Genomic DNA, 12,379 nt, shown 5'->3' on the forward strand with positions numbered 1-12,379 from the left:
GAGATTTTTATGCCCGTTACGATTAAAGACGTGGCCAAGGCAGCAGGTGTCTCACCTTCAACTGTTACCCGCGTTATTCAAAACAAATCAACGATTAGTGATGAAACCAAAAAACGAGTTCGCAAGGCGATGAAGGAGCTCAACTACCATCCCAACCTCAATGCTCGTAGCTTGGTAAGTAGCTATACTCAGGTTATCGGCCTGGTGCTTCCTGATGACTCGGATGCCTTTTACCAAAATCCTTTCTTCCCATCTGTCCTAAGAGGGATTGCCCAAGTGGCATCTGAGAACCACTATGCTATTCAGATTGCAACGGGGAAAGATGCAAAAGAGCGGCTCAAAGCTATTTCCCAGATGGTCTATGGTAAGCGTGTAGATGGTTTGATTTTCCTCTATGCCCAAGAAGAGGATCCTTTGGTTAAACTAGTAGCCGATGAGCAATTTCCTTTCCTTATCTTAGGTAAATCTCTATCTCCCTTCATTCCGCTTGTTGATAATGACAATGTCCAGGCTGGTTTTGATGCGACAGAATATTTCATCAAAAAAGGATGCAAGCGAATTGCTTTTATCGGAGGAACCAAAAAACTTTTCGTAACACAAGATCGTCTAATGGGTTATGAGTTAGCTCTTAAACAATACCAACTTCCTATTGATCCAAATCTGACCTACTTTGCGACCGAATTTCTTGAAGATAATGGTTATCGCTTTAGTAAACTTCTCTTCGAACATGATCCAAATATTGATGCTATTATTACTATTGATAGCCTTCTTGCTGCAGGGGTCTGTGATTACATCGCAAAACACCAACTGGATGTCCCTGTCCTCAGCTTTGACTCGGTCAACCCTAAACTGAACTTGGCAGCCTATGTGGATATCAATAGCTTGGAACTTGGACGTGTTTCCTTTGAAACCATTCTCCAGATCATCAACGATGCCAAAAACAATAAACAAATTTGTTACCGCCAGTTGATTGGGCACAAAATTATTGAAAAATAAAGACCAGCCCCAGTAAACTGCACCCCAAAAGTTAGACAGAAAAAATCTAACTTTTGGGGTGTCTTTATTATGAAATTGAGTTATGAAGATAAAGTTCAGATCTATGAACTTAGAAAACAAGGATATAGCCTAGAGAAGCTTTCAAATAAATTTGGGATAAACAATTCTAATCTTAGATCTATGATTAAATTGATTGATCGTTACTATTCTCCTGAATTAAAACAAGAAATGGTTGAGAAAGTTCTGTTGGAAGGACGTTCGCAAAGAAGTGTTAGTCTTGATTATGCCCTCCCAAACCAAGGAATGCTTTCAAATTGGCTGGCACAATACAAGAAAAACGGGTATACTATTGTTGAGAAAACAAGAGGGAGAGTACCTAAAATGGGACGTAAACGGAAGAAAACTTGGGAAGAAATGACAGAATTAGAACGACTCCAAGAGGAGAATGAACGCTTACGGACTGAGGTGGCCTACCTAAAAAAGTTAAAAGAGTTGGAGGAAAGGGACGAAGCCTTAGAGCGAGAAAAGCAGAAACAGTTAGAGAAATGGCTTCAGGAGGATTTCGACTAGATTTACTTCTTGAAGCGGCTCGTTTACCTTGCTCAACTTACCACTATCAGTTGAAGCAACTAGATGGGCTTGACAAAGATAAAGAGCTTAAAATCGAAATTCAGGCCATTTATAATGACCATAAAGAAAATTATGGCTATCGGAGAATTACTCTTGAACTAAGAAATCGTGGTTTTGTAGTGAATCATAAGAAAGTTCAACGTCTGATGAAAATCCTTGGTTTAAATGCTCGAATTCGCCGTAAACGAAAGTATTCTTCCTACCAAGGAGAGATTGGCAAGAAAGCAGAGAATCTGATTCAACGTCAGTTTGAAGCATCAAGGCCAATGGAAAAGTGCTATACGGATGTGACAGAGTTTGCCATTCCAAATAGCACACAGAAATTGTATTTATCGCCAGTTTTAAATGGCTTTAATAGCGAAATTATCGCCTGTAATCTTTCTTGTTCTCCTAATTTAGAACAAGTGAAATCTATGCTGGAGCAAGACTTTACAGATAAATACTATGAGAATACGAGTCTCCATAGTGATCAAGGATGGCAATGCCAACACGATTCTTATCACAGGTTTTTAGAGAGTAGAGTAAGGGAATCCAAACATCTATGTCACGTAAAGGTAACAGCCCAGACAACGGTATGATGGAATCTTTCTTTGGCATTTTGAAATCGGAAATGTTTTATGGTTATGAGAAGGCGTTTCAGTCGTTTAAGCAATTGGAACAAGCTATTGTGGACTATATTGATTACTACAACAACAAACGAATTAAGGTCAAACTAAAAGGACTTAGCCCTGTGCAATACAGAACTAAATCCTTCACTTAAATTATTTGTCTAACTTTTTGGGGTCAGTACACAGAGCTGGTTTTTCATGTCTAATTGTCTGTTTCTACGAATCGTCCTAGGATGTGGACATTTTCGGATACAGAGACAAAGGCTGTCGGATCAACTTGTTTCATGATGTGTTTAAAATCATTAAACTCTGCTCGTGTGATAACTGTAATCAAGACTGCTTTTCTTTCATGATTATAAGTTCCTTCTGCATCGTGGATCATAGTTGCTCCGCGGTGCAATTTTTTATGGATTTTTGCGATTACCTTATCAGGATTATTGGTCACAATCATGGCCTGCATTCGTTTTTGCTTGGTAAAGACCGCGTCTGTCACACGACTGGAGACAAAGATGGTAATCATGGAGTAGAGGGCGTATTTCCAACCAAAGGTCAAACCTGCTATCAGCATAATCATCCCATTTACCAAGAAAGAAATACTACCGACATTCTTACCCGTTTTCTTTCGAATGGTCAGACTGACGATATCTGTACCTCCGCTAGAAATATTGTTACGGAGCGCAAAACCAATCCCCAAGCCCATGACAACACCCCCAAAAAGGGCGTTGATAATGGGATCCTCTGTCAAGGTCACAACTGGTACAAGCTGGATAAAGAGGGAACTCATGGATACTGTGATAAAAGTAAAGACCGTAAATTTATGTCCAATCTGATACCAAGCCAAAATCATCAACGGAAAATTAATAGCATAAAAGGTTAGCGATATCGGAATGTAAAAGCCAAACCAGTGATGACTCAAGGCAGAGATAATCTGTGCCAGACCTGTAGCACCACTGGAGTAAACGTGTCCTGGTTGAAAAAAGAAATTGACTGCTACTGCTGACAAAAAGCCATAAACCAGAGAAGCCGATACTTTCTCATCATATTTTTCCCGAGAGATACTTTGTAAAACTCGTAAGATTTTTATCTGATAAGCAAAGCGGCGCAGATAATAGCGCCACCGCTTAATTCGTTTTGCTTGTTTCATCTTCTTCTACTTGTAAGCTGAGTTCCTCTAGTTGTTTGAGAGCGACTGTTGATGGAGCTTGTGTCATTGGGTCGGTTGCCTTATTGTTCTTAGGAAAGGCAATGACTTCACGGATATTCTCTTCTCCAGCTAAGAGCATCACAAAACGGTCAAGACCAATCGCCAAACCACCATGTGGTGGGAAACCATAGTCCATGGCTTCAAGAAGGAAGCCAAACTGGTCATTTGCTTCTTCAGCTGAGAAACCAAGAGCCTTGAACATGCGTTCTTGAAGGTCTTTTTGGTTGATACGAAGACTACCACCACCAAGCTCATAACCGTTCAAGACGATATCGTAAGCAATGGCACGAACCTTAGCCAAATCACCTTCTAATTCGTGGGCTGTTTCTTCCTGTGGAAGAGTAAATGGATGGTGGGCGCTCATGTAGCGACCTTCTTCTTCAGACCATTCAAACATTGGCCAATCAACTACCCAAAGGAAGTTGAATTTATCGTTATCAATCAAGTCAAGCTCTTTGGCGATACGGCCACGAAGGGCGCCTAGTGTTGCATTGGCCACTTCAAGCGTATCCGCCACAAATAGAACCAAATCCTTATCTTCAAGACCAAGTGCTGCAGTCAAATCTGCTTGGATCCCAGTCAAGAACTTGGCAACTGGTCCATTTAATTCTCCATCAACTACCTTGACCCAAGCAAGACCTTTGGCTCCGTACTGTTTGGCTACTTCGGTCATCTTGTCGATGTCTTTACGTGAGTAGTTATCTGCAGCTCCTTTGACCACAATAGCTTTAACGGCAGGTGCTTCTGAGAAGACTTTGAAATCAACACCCTTGACCACTTCTGTCATGTCCTGAAGCAACATGTCAAAACGGGTATCAGGTTTGTCAGAACCATAAAGTGCCATCGCGTCATCATACTTCATACGAGGGAATGGAAGCGTCACGTCAATGCCTTTGGTTTCTTTCATCACGCGCGCAATCAAGCCTTCTGTGATATCTTGGATTTCTTGCTCCGTAAGGAAAGACGTTTCCAAGTCGACCTGGGTAAACTCAGGCTGGCGGTCACCACGCAAGTCTTCATCACGGAAACATTTGACGATTTGGTAGTAACGGTCAAAACCAGCATTCATCAAGAGTTGTTTGGTAATTTGTGGACTTTGAGGAAGAGCGTAGAAATGCCCTTTATTGACACGAGATGGCACCAAATAGTCACGCGCCCCTTCTGGCGTTGATTTAGAAAGGAATGGCGTCTCCACATCGATAAACTCCAACTCATCCAAGTAGTTACGGATAGAGTGGGTCACCTTGGCACGAAGTTTAAGATTTTCCAACATTTCTGGACGACGAAGGTCAAGGTAACGGTAACGCAAACGTGTATCGTCATTGGCCTCAATCCCATCTTTAATCTCAAAAGGTGTTGTTTTGGCTGTATTCAACACTGTCAAAGCTGTTACGTTTAACTCAACCGCACCAGTCGGCAATTTATCATTGGCTTGCTCACGCGCAACGACTTGACCAGTCACCTCGATAACAAATTCGCTACGAAGGCTTTCAGCTGTTGCCATAACCTCTGCAGATACTTTTTCAGGGTTGATAACCAACTGCATAATCCCTTCACGGTCACGAAGGTCGATAAAGATCAAACCACCAAGGTCACGACGACGGCCAACCCATCCTTTCAAGGTAATTTCTTGTCCGATGTGTTCCTCACGAACACGACCAGCATACATACTACGTTTCATGTTTTCTCTCCTCTTTTATTCTGTTACTATTTTACCACAAAAGCGCAGGCTCTTCATGAAAATCAGCAGAAAAGTTTGATTGTCTTTAGAAATCAAAACAAACAGACAAAAAATCCGATGAAAACGTCATCGGATTCTCTGATTATGATTCTTAACCTTTTTTACGCTTTTCAGCAATCTCAGCTGCCTTTTTAGGTAGAACAATCTCCGTAGCATAAGCCGAAGCAAAACGCAAGACACCTGCAATAGGCGCAAAGACAACTGCTAGATAGTTGTAAAAGAAGTCGCCTTTAAAGGCATAGGCAAGTGCCCCGATGATAAAGAAGAGAACGACCGCCTGTATCACTGCTAATAAAATTACTCGTTTCATGTGACCTCCTGACTCTATTATAGCATGAGTATCATCAAAAAGCCGATTAAATTATTCAAAGCGTGGAGAGAAATGCTGTAAAGAAGGCCTTTCCTATTGATATAAGCCAACCCTAAACTAAAACCCAGACTAGCATAGACTAAAAACTGTTGTAAAGTCCCTGGAAAATGAATCAAGGCAAAAAGCACACCTGATACGAGGAGAAACAGAGCTGTCTGTTTGCTGTTGTTCTGCTTAGGAAAGAGATAGCGCGCCAGCATCCCTCTAAAGATGAGTTCTTCCGTCAGAGGAGCAAAGACTACCACCATAAAGAAACCAAATACAGGCTGAGCAACTGTCAATTGTGATACGATTTGTTGATTGACCGACGGATCATCTGGCAAAAAGAACTGTGCTGTAATCGCCACTAGCAAAACCAGAGTAGGCAACCAGATATAACGATTAAAAACCGTCGTCTGGATGCTAACCTTTTCTGTCTGATACCATCTGTAAACTCCATAAACATAGGCCCCTGACAGGACGATATAAAGTGGCAAAACTTCAAAGATTGAAGCCCCTAGTCCAAGAGCTGACAGAGCCATACTCTGAACCAGACCATAACCAAAGAAAAAGGATAGAACAGCTAGAAGAAACCAGCCAAGATTTTTAAGTAAGTTCATATGGGCCTCCTACTTTCCTTTATAACTATTTTTCAATACAAAGAGACTAGCTAGTCCTAGCAAAAGGACCCATGCTAGCAAGAGAGCAAGACTTCTCAAAGATAACTCTCCACCACCTTCTTTTAACAGACTTACCAAAGGACCAATGAAAGAATAGTCCAACAATTTTTGCGCAGTTTCATTTTGAACGGCAAGAACGGGCAAGAAAGAGACGGTCAACATAGGAAAAATACTATACACTTGCGCCTTAGACTGGGTATCTGATACTGCACCTATAAGAAGATTAAGAAAGATTATACTGATGGTCGCTAGAAGCAGATAGAGTCCATAGGTAAGAAAGTAGTTTGTCAAATCAACTTTAAGATAGAGAGGGAGAACAACCATAGAAAGAAGCATCACGAGAAGAGGAAGAGCCATCATGCTCAGAGTATACTCTGTTGCTGTCACACCACTTAGTATGAGTGATTTAAGATTGCGTTTTTCCTTATCCTCAGCCATCATAATCGATACCATATAACCACTTCCCATACTCAAGACCATCGTCAAACTCATAGAAAGAAGAAACATGCTCAATTCTCCACTCTTGTTTAAGAATTCATTATATAGGATAGCAATACCAAAGGGCATCAATAATGTCGCTAGTAACGTTGAATTACTAATAAGAACTTGTAACCTTAACCAAAGAAGGGCATTTAATTTTCTAAACATCTAACTTTTCTCCTGTCAATCTAATAAAGATTTCTTCTAAAGTCGGTTCACAAGAATGAACAGCTATTAGATTTGTCGTATTCAAATGAGGCAATCCTTCAAAAGGAATCACTTGCTCGCGTCCATCTTGGTAGCGTAAACGGACCTTTTTATCCACATGGTATTTCTGGATAATTTCTTGTGGGCTACCATACTCAATCAAGATTCCCTTATTTAAAAGAGAGAGTCGATCGCAAAGCAAGGTTGCTTCATTCATATCGTGGGTTGTTAAAAAGATCGTTGTCCCAGCCTGCTTCAGTTCTTGTAAGAGAGCATGAATTGATTTTGAGGTGGTAGGATCAAGACCACTTGTTGGCTCATCTAGAAAGAGGATTTTAGGGGCATTTAGAAGAGCACGAGCCAAGAACATCCGCTGTTTCATACCTGTGGATAGTTTTTCTGCGATAAGGTTTTTGGCATCTGATAACCCAACTTGATCAAGCACTGTATCTACTCTAGAAGTTTTAAGACCATATAATTTTGCATAAATGAGCAGATTTTTATAGAGGCTCATCTTTTCGTAAAAACCACTGGTATCACTAACAATCCCGATTTGTTCCAAATCATTTGAAGTCAAATTTCGAGAGGACTTTCCTAGAAGAACGGTCTCACCCTGATCTGCAGCTAACTGCCCCGTCAGAACATTGATCATAGTTGTTTTACCTGAACCTGAAGGCCCTAGGAAGCCAAAAATTTCACCCTCTTGAATCTCAAAAGAAATCTGATTCAGAGCTTTCTTGCCTCCAAAACTTTTGCTTACATTTTCAACACGAATCATAAGAACTCCTTTTACTTAAAGTAACGTTTTGTTTTGCGTAGCTGGTCAATATTGATATAAAGATGGATTACAATTAGGATAAGCAAGGCAACCAGCTGGGTTTCTTGCAGGATGGTTGATAGTACAAATAGTAGAATGTAAAGCGCAGGGAGTATGATTTGATTCAACCTAAATAGGGTCAAATAAGCATTCTCCATTTCTGCCTGTTTCTCTCCTTCATCATAACTGTTTAGAAAAGACAAAACTTCTTTTGGAGTCGAGAAAATAGATAGTTTATACTGGCGAATGAGAAGAATTGTTCGCACACAATAATTTGCAACAGCAAAAGAAAGGAACATTAAAACAAGTGAAAAGATGAAAAGATAAACATTCTCAATTACTGGAGAAGTGACAATTACTAAACAGCAAAGCATCGCAATCATCAAAATGTTCGAAGCAACTGTTCCATAGTCCAAGAAGCGATAAGCACTCACATATGCCTTTTCATTAGCTTCTTCCTCTTCTACTGTTTGGTAAATCACGTAAGCTTCACGACCCTTTCGAAGGTAGTACACAGCTAAAGCGAGAGATATTACTCCGACAATTGCAATAAGACCGAAAGAAGTATATAAAACTTGCTCGATTTGAATCTGATTGAATAGTCCTCTTAGAGCGAGACTAAGCATTCCCAGAAAGAATCCTAGAATTCCTGCTCCAATTCCAATCCATTTATGTTTGTGTTTCATTCCTCATCCTCCTCTATACGAAATACCGACTCGACTGGTTCATTGAATATATGTGAAATCTTCAGAGCGATCACAATGGACGGGGTATATTCATCCCTCTCCAGCAGACTGATGGTCTGCCTGGAGACCCCTGCTAGCTTGGCCAGTTCGGTCTGATTGAGACCATCGCGAGCCCGAAGCTCTTTTAAACGATTTTTTAGCATTCCTTTCTCCTTTTCTCTTAATTTGATTTCATTGTAACACATCTTTTTCTTTTTGACAATAATATTTGTCAAAAAGTTTATGATTTTTGTCATTTTGCAAAAGAAAAAGATCAGGAGTAGGTTCCTGACCGGTTTATCTGTTATTAAAACCCTAGTTTTTCAAAGATTTCTGAAAAGTTTTGGATAATTATATCAAGCGTAACTTCCACCTCTTCTCGAGTTTGGTTGTTCTTGACTGTCACTTGTCCGCTTTCGACTTCGCTCTCTCCGAGAGTGATAAGGGTCTTAGCCGCAAAGACATCGGCTGACTTGAACTGAGCTTTGAGTTTACGGTTGAGGTAATCACGCTCTGCTTTGAAACCTTGTTGGCGAAGGGCTTGCACCAACTCCAAGGCCTTGATATTTGCTCCTTCACCCAAGACTGCAATATAAACATCTAGAGCGTTTTCGATAGGGAGGGCCACCCCTTGCTTTTCAAGAATGAGCAGCAGGCGTTCTACACCAAGTCCAAAACCAAAGCCAGCAGTTTCTGGGCCTCCAAAGTAAGCAACCAAGCCATCGTAGCGACCACCCGCACAGACTGTCAAGTCATTGCCCTCAATCTCTGTGATAAATTCAAAAATCGTGTGGTTGTAATAATCCAAACCACGCACCATATTGGTATCGATGATATATTCTACTCCGAGAGTTTCCAACATCTGACGCACAGCATCAAAGTGGGCTTGGCTTTCTTCATCAAGGAAGTCCAAGATAGACGGTGCATTCTCTACTGCCACCTTGTCTTCTTTTTCCTTAGAGTCCAAGACACGGAGAGGATTTTCCTCCAAGCGACGTTGGCTATCCTTAGACAAGGTTTCCTTGAGCGGTGTCAAATAGTCGATCAAGGCTTGGCGATAGGCTGCACGGCTCTCAGGATTCCCAAGAGTGTTGAGGTGCAATTTCACACCTTGGATACCGATTTCTTTCAAGAAATGAGCTGCCATAGCGATGGTCTCCACATCGGTAGCTGGATTGCTAGAACCAAAGCACTCAACACCAATCTGGTGGAACTGACGCAAACGACCTGCTTGTGGACGCTCATAACGGAACATAGGGCCCATGTAGTAGAACTTACTTGGCTTTTGCACTTCTGGGGCGAAGAGTTTATTTTCCACATAAGAGCGGACAACGGGCGCAGTTCCTTCTGGACGGAGGGTAATATGGCGGTCACCCTTGTCATAAAAATCGTACATTTCCTTGGTTACGATATCCGTCGTATCTCCGACAGAGCGACTGATGACCTCGTAATGCTCAAAAATAGGCGTGCGCACTTCCGCATAGTTATAGCGCTTGAAAATTTCACGGGCAAAGCCCTCAACATACTGCCACTTGGCAGACTCAGCAGGTAAAATATCCTGCGTTCCTTTTGGTTTTTGTAATTTCATAGGGAATCCTCTTTAAACTTAATAGTCTTATTTTACCATAAATAAAGGGATTAAAACAGTGAGAGGAGAAAATCTCAAGAGAGTCTTTTCAGAAAATTCATCAAAAACTTGCCAAATTGTCAGAATTATGAGAAAATAGAGGATATTTATCACGTGGAGGGACTGCTATGAGAGACGATATCAAAATCAATGACCGCGCTTTGGCCTTGCAAGATCAAATTATCGATAAACTAGAGAAGGTTTTTGATACAGATGTGGAATTGGATGTTTACAATCTAGGGCTGATTTATGAAATCAATCTGGATGAAACAGGTCTCTGCAAGATTGTCATGACCTTCACTGACACTGCCTGTGATTGCGCCGAAAGCCTGCCTATCGAAATCGTCGCAGGTCTAAAACAAATCGAGGGTATCGAAGATGTCAAGGTTGAAGTGACCTGGTCGCCTGCCTGGAAGATTACACGAATTAGTCGCTACGGCCGCATTGCCCTTGGGCTACCGCCTCGTTAAGCAGGCAAATCACTTTTGAAGATGAAAAGAAGCAAGCCGAAATGGCTTGCTTTTCTTGTTTATTTTTTACCTGACTTGTCCGTATTCCAGAAGTCTGTCACGGCTCCGCGTGAAGCAGATGATACGATATGGGCATATTTACCGAGGACACCACGGCTGTAAAGTGGTGGCAAGGTTGTTTCTGCCTTGCGTTTTTCAAGTTCTTCTTCGGATACGGCCATAGAAATTTCTTTGGTATCTTGGTCAACCGTAACGATATCACCTGTACGAAGGTAAGCAATCGGTCCACCATCCTGAGCTTCAGGGGCGATATGTCCAACAACGAGACCATAAGTACCACCTGAGAAACGGCCATCCGTCAAGAGGGCAACCTTATCTCCTTGACCTTTACCAACGATCATGGATGAAAGTGACAGCATCTCAGGCATACCAGGACCACCCTTAGGTCCAACAAAACGAACAACGACAACATCGCCATCAACGATTTCGTCTGTCAAGACAGCCTGGATCGCATCTTCTTCTGAGTCAAAGACCTTAGCCGGTCCAACGTGACGACGAACTTTAACACCTGATACTTTAGCAACCGCGCCATCAGGGGCAAGGTTCCCGTTCAAGATAATCAATGGCCCATCTGCACGTTTTGGATTTTCCAGTGGCATGATGACTTTTTGACCTGGTGTGAGGTCTGCAAAGTCAGCCAAGTTTTCAGCGACAGTCTTACCAGTACATGTGATACGGTCTCCGTGGAGGAAACCATTCGCCAAGAGATATTTCATAACCGCTGGAACTCCACCGACTTCGTAGAGATCTTGGAAGACATACTGACCCGAAGGTTTCAAGTCAGCCAAGTGAGGCACACGCTCTTGGATCGTATTGAAGTCCTCAAGTGACAAGTCAACATTGGCAGCATGGGCAATGGCAAGCAAGTGAAGAGTGGCATTGGTTGAACCACCGAGAGCCATAGTTACAGTGATGGCATCTTCAAAGGCTTCACGAGTCAAGATATCGGATGGTTTGAGACCAAGCTCCAACATCTTAACAACAGCACGTCCTGCTGCTTCGATATCTTCTTTCTTGTCAGCTGATTCAGCTGGGTGAGATGAAGATCCTGGCAGGCTCATCCCTAGAACTTCGATTGCAGTCGCCATGGTATTAGCTGTATACATACCACCACAGCCACCAGGGCCCGGACAGGCATTACATTCAAGACGTTTCACGTCCTCAGCTGTCATATCACCGTGATTCCATTTCCCAATCCCTTCAAATACAGAAACCAAGTCGATGTCTTTACCATCTAACTTTCCGGGTGCAATGGTGCCGCCATAGGCGAAAATGGCTGGGATATCCATATTAGCAATGGCAATCATAGAACCAGGCATGTTCTTATCACAGCCACCGATAGCAACGAAAGCATCGACGTTATGACCACCCATAGCAGCTTCGATAGAATCCGCAATAATATCACGAGATGTTAGAGAGAAGCGCATACCAGGCGTTCCCATGGCAATCCCGTCCGCTACGGTAATGGTACCAAACTGAACAGGCCAAGCACCTGCTGATTTGACACCTTCTTTAGCCAATTTCCCGAAATCATGCAAGTGAATGTTACATGGTGTATTTTCCGCCCAAGTCGAAATCACTCCCACAATCGGTGTTTCAAAGTCCTTATCTGTCATACCAGTCGCACGAAGCATGGCACGGTTTGGTGATTTAACCATGCTATCATAAATGCTACTGCGGTGACGTTTATCTAATTCAGTCATCTTATCCCTCCCATTTCAGTTTTTACTATTATAGCACATTTCAAAAGCAATGAACAGAAGAAAATTCTTGAATTTTCAGAAA

General features: G+C 42.0%; 12 protein-coding genes and 1 pseudogene. 3 read left to right on the forward strand and 10 right to left on the reverse strand.

All coding sequences use genetic code 11. The features are described from left to right. Nucleotides 1-9 precede the first annotated feature (9 nt). Nucleotides 10-996, forward strand: a complete 987-nt coding sequence (locus KIH88_RS08990) for a LacI family DNA-binding transcriptional regulator (RefSeq protein ID WP_001145418.1) — start codon at nt 10-12, stop codon at nt 994-996. A 69-nt stretch (nt 997-1,065) separates the two neighbouring features. After that, a pseudogene (locus tag KIH88_RS08995) lies at nt 1,066-2,386 on the forward strand (IS3 family transposase). 50 nt (nt 2,387-2,436) lie between these two features. Here KIH88_RS08995 and KIH88_RS09000 read toward each other — a convergent pair. From KIH88_RS09000 to hisS, 9 genes are all read right to left on the reverse strand, one after another. After that, entirely contained in the window at nt 2,437-3,378 is a 942-nt protein-coding gene (locus KIH88_RS09000) for a YitT family protein (protein WP_213988769.1), read from the reverse strand. After that, on the reverse strand, nt 3,356-5,119 hold the full coding sequence (aspS, locus tag KIH88_RS09005; protein ID WP_213988770.1) for an aspartate--tRNA ligase: 1,764 nt from the start codon (nt 5,117-5,119) through the stop codon (nt 3,356-3,358). Before aspS ends, KIH88_RS09000 begins: the two co-directional genes overlap by 23 nt. A 151-nt stretch (nt 5,120-5,270) precedes the next feature. Next, complete coding sequence (locus KIH88_RS09010; RefSeq protein WP_000832176.1) at nt 5,271-5,489, reverse strand: hypothetical protein; 219 nt, start codon at nt 5,487-5,489, stop codon at nt 5,271-5,273. Nucleotides 5,490-5,506: 17 nt separating this feature from the next. Then, complete coding sequence (locus tag KIH88_RS09015) at nt 5,507-6,148, reverse strand: CPBP family intramembrane glutamic endopeptidase (RefSeq protein ID WP_213988771.1); 642 nt, start codon at nt 6,146-6,148, stop codon at nt 5,507-5,509. Between the two features lie 9 nt (nt 6,149-6,157). Further along, entirely contained in the window at nt 6,158-6,856 is a 699-nt protein-coding gene (locus tag KIH88_RS09020) for an ABC transporter permease (protein WP_213988772.1), read from the reverse strand. Further along, complete coding sequence (locus KIH88_RS09025; RefSeq protein WP_213988773.1) at nt 6,849-7,673, reverse strand: ABC transporter ATP-binding protein; 825 nt, start codon at nt 7,671-7,673, stop codon at nt 6,849-6,851. The genes KIH88_RS09020 and KIH88_RS09025 overlap by 8 nt, the downstream gene beginning before the upstream one ends. A gap of 11 nt (nt 7,674-7,684) precedes the next feature. Next, nucleotides 7,685-8,398 carry a DUF3169 family protein gene (locus KIH88_RS09030; protein WP_213988774.1) on the reverse strand — a complete coding sequence of 238 codons (714 nt, stop codon included), beginning with the start codon at nt 8,396-8,398 and terminating at the stop codon, nt 7,685-7,687. Beyond that, nucleotides 8,395-8,601 carry a helix-turn-helix transcriptional regulator gene (locus KIH88_RS09035; protein ID WP_213988775.1) on the reverse strand — a complete coding sequence of 69 codons (207 nt, stop codon included), beginning with the start codon at nt 8,599-8,601 and terminating at the stop codon, nt 8,395-8,397. Before KIH88_RS09035 ends, KIH88_RS09030 begins: the two co-directional genes overlap by 4 nt. A 143-nt stretch (nt 8,602-8,744) precedes the next feature. Beyond that, nucleotides 8,745-10,025: a histidine--tRNA ligase gene (hisS, locus tag KIH88_RS09040; RefSeq protein WP_213988776.1), complete on the reverse strand. Its 1,281-nt coding sequence runs from the start codon at nt 10,023-10,025 to the stop codon at nt 8,745-8,747. A 167-nt stretch (nt 10,026-10,192) separates the two neighbouring features. On the opposite strand from hisS, the gene KIH88_RS09045 reads away from it, so the two are divergent. Beyond that, nucleotides 10,193-10,534, forward strand: a complete 342-nt coding sequence (locus tag KIH88_RS09045; RefSeq protein WP_001204050.1) for a metal-sulfur cluster assembly factor — start codon at nt 10,193-10,195, stop codon at nt 10,532-10,534. Between the two features lie 59 nt (nt 10,535-10,593). Here the strand turns inward: KIH88_RS09045 and ilvD are convergent, their stop codons facing one another. After that, complete coding sequence (gene ilvD / locus KIH88_RS09050) at nt 10,594-12,297, reverse strand: dihydroxy-acid dehydratase (protein WP_213988777.1); 1,704 nt, start codon at nt 12,295-12,297, stop codon at nt 10,594-10,596. Between the last annotated feature and the right edge of the window lie 82 nt (nt 12,298-12,379).

The organism is Streptococcus oralis, from assembly GCF_018448765.2.
Taxonomy (GTDB): Bacteria; Bacillota; Bacilli; order Lactobacillales; family Streptococcaceae; genus Streptococcus; species Streptococcus oralis_BM.

Coding starts and splice junctions, on each gene's coding strand:
- hisS (WP_213988776.1), bottom strand. CDS start 10,025: ATGAAATTACAAAAACCAAAAGGAACGCAGGATATTTTACCTGCTGAG.
- KIH88_RS09030 (WP_213988774.1), bottom strand. CDS start 8,398: ATGAAACACAAACATAAATGGATTGGAATTGGAGCAGGAATTCTAGGA.
- aspS (WP_213988770.1), bottom strand. CDS start 5,119: ATGAAACGTAGTATGTATGCTGGTCGTGTTCGTGAGGAACACATCGGA.
- ilvD (WP_213988777.1), bottom strand. CDS start 12,297: ATGACTGAATTAGATAAACGTCACCGCAGTAGCATTTATGATAGCATG.
- KIH88_RS09035 (WP_213988775.1), bottom strand. CDS start 8,601: ATGCTAAAAAATCGTTTAAAAGAGCTTCGGGCTCGCGATGGTCTCAAT.
- KIH88_RS09025 (WP_213988773.1), bottom strand. CDS start 7,673: ATGATTCGTGTTGAAAATGTAAGCAAAAGTTTTGGAGGCAAGAAAGCT.
- KIH88_RS09020 (WP_213988772.1), bottom strand. CDS start 6,856: ATGTTTAGAAAATTAAATGCCCTTCTTTGGTTAAGGTTACAAGTTCTT.
- KIH88_RS08990 (WP_001145418.1), top strand. CDS start 10: ATGCCCGTTACGATTAAAGACGTGGCCAAGGCAGCAGGTGTCTCACCT.
- KIH88_RS09000 (WP_213988769.1), bottom strand. CDS start 3,378: ATGAAACAAGCAAAACGAATTAAGCGGTGGCGCTATTATCTGCGCCGC.
- KIH88_RS09010 (WP_000832176.1), bottom strand. CDS start 5,489: ATGAAACGAGTAATTTTATTAGCAGTGATACAGGCGGTCGTTCTCTTC.
- KIH88_RS09015 (WP_213988771.1), bottom strand. CDS start 6,148: ATGAACTTACTTAAAAATCTTGGCTGGTTTCTTCTAGCTGTTCTATCC.
- KIH88_RS09045 (WP_001204050.1), top strand. CDS start 10,193: ATGAGAGACGATATCAAAATCAATGACCGCGCTTTGGCCTTGCAAGAT.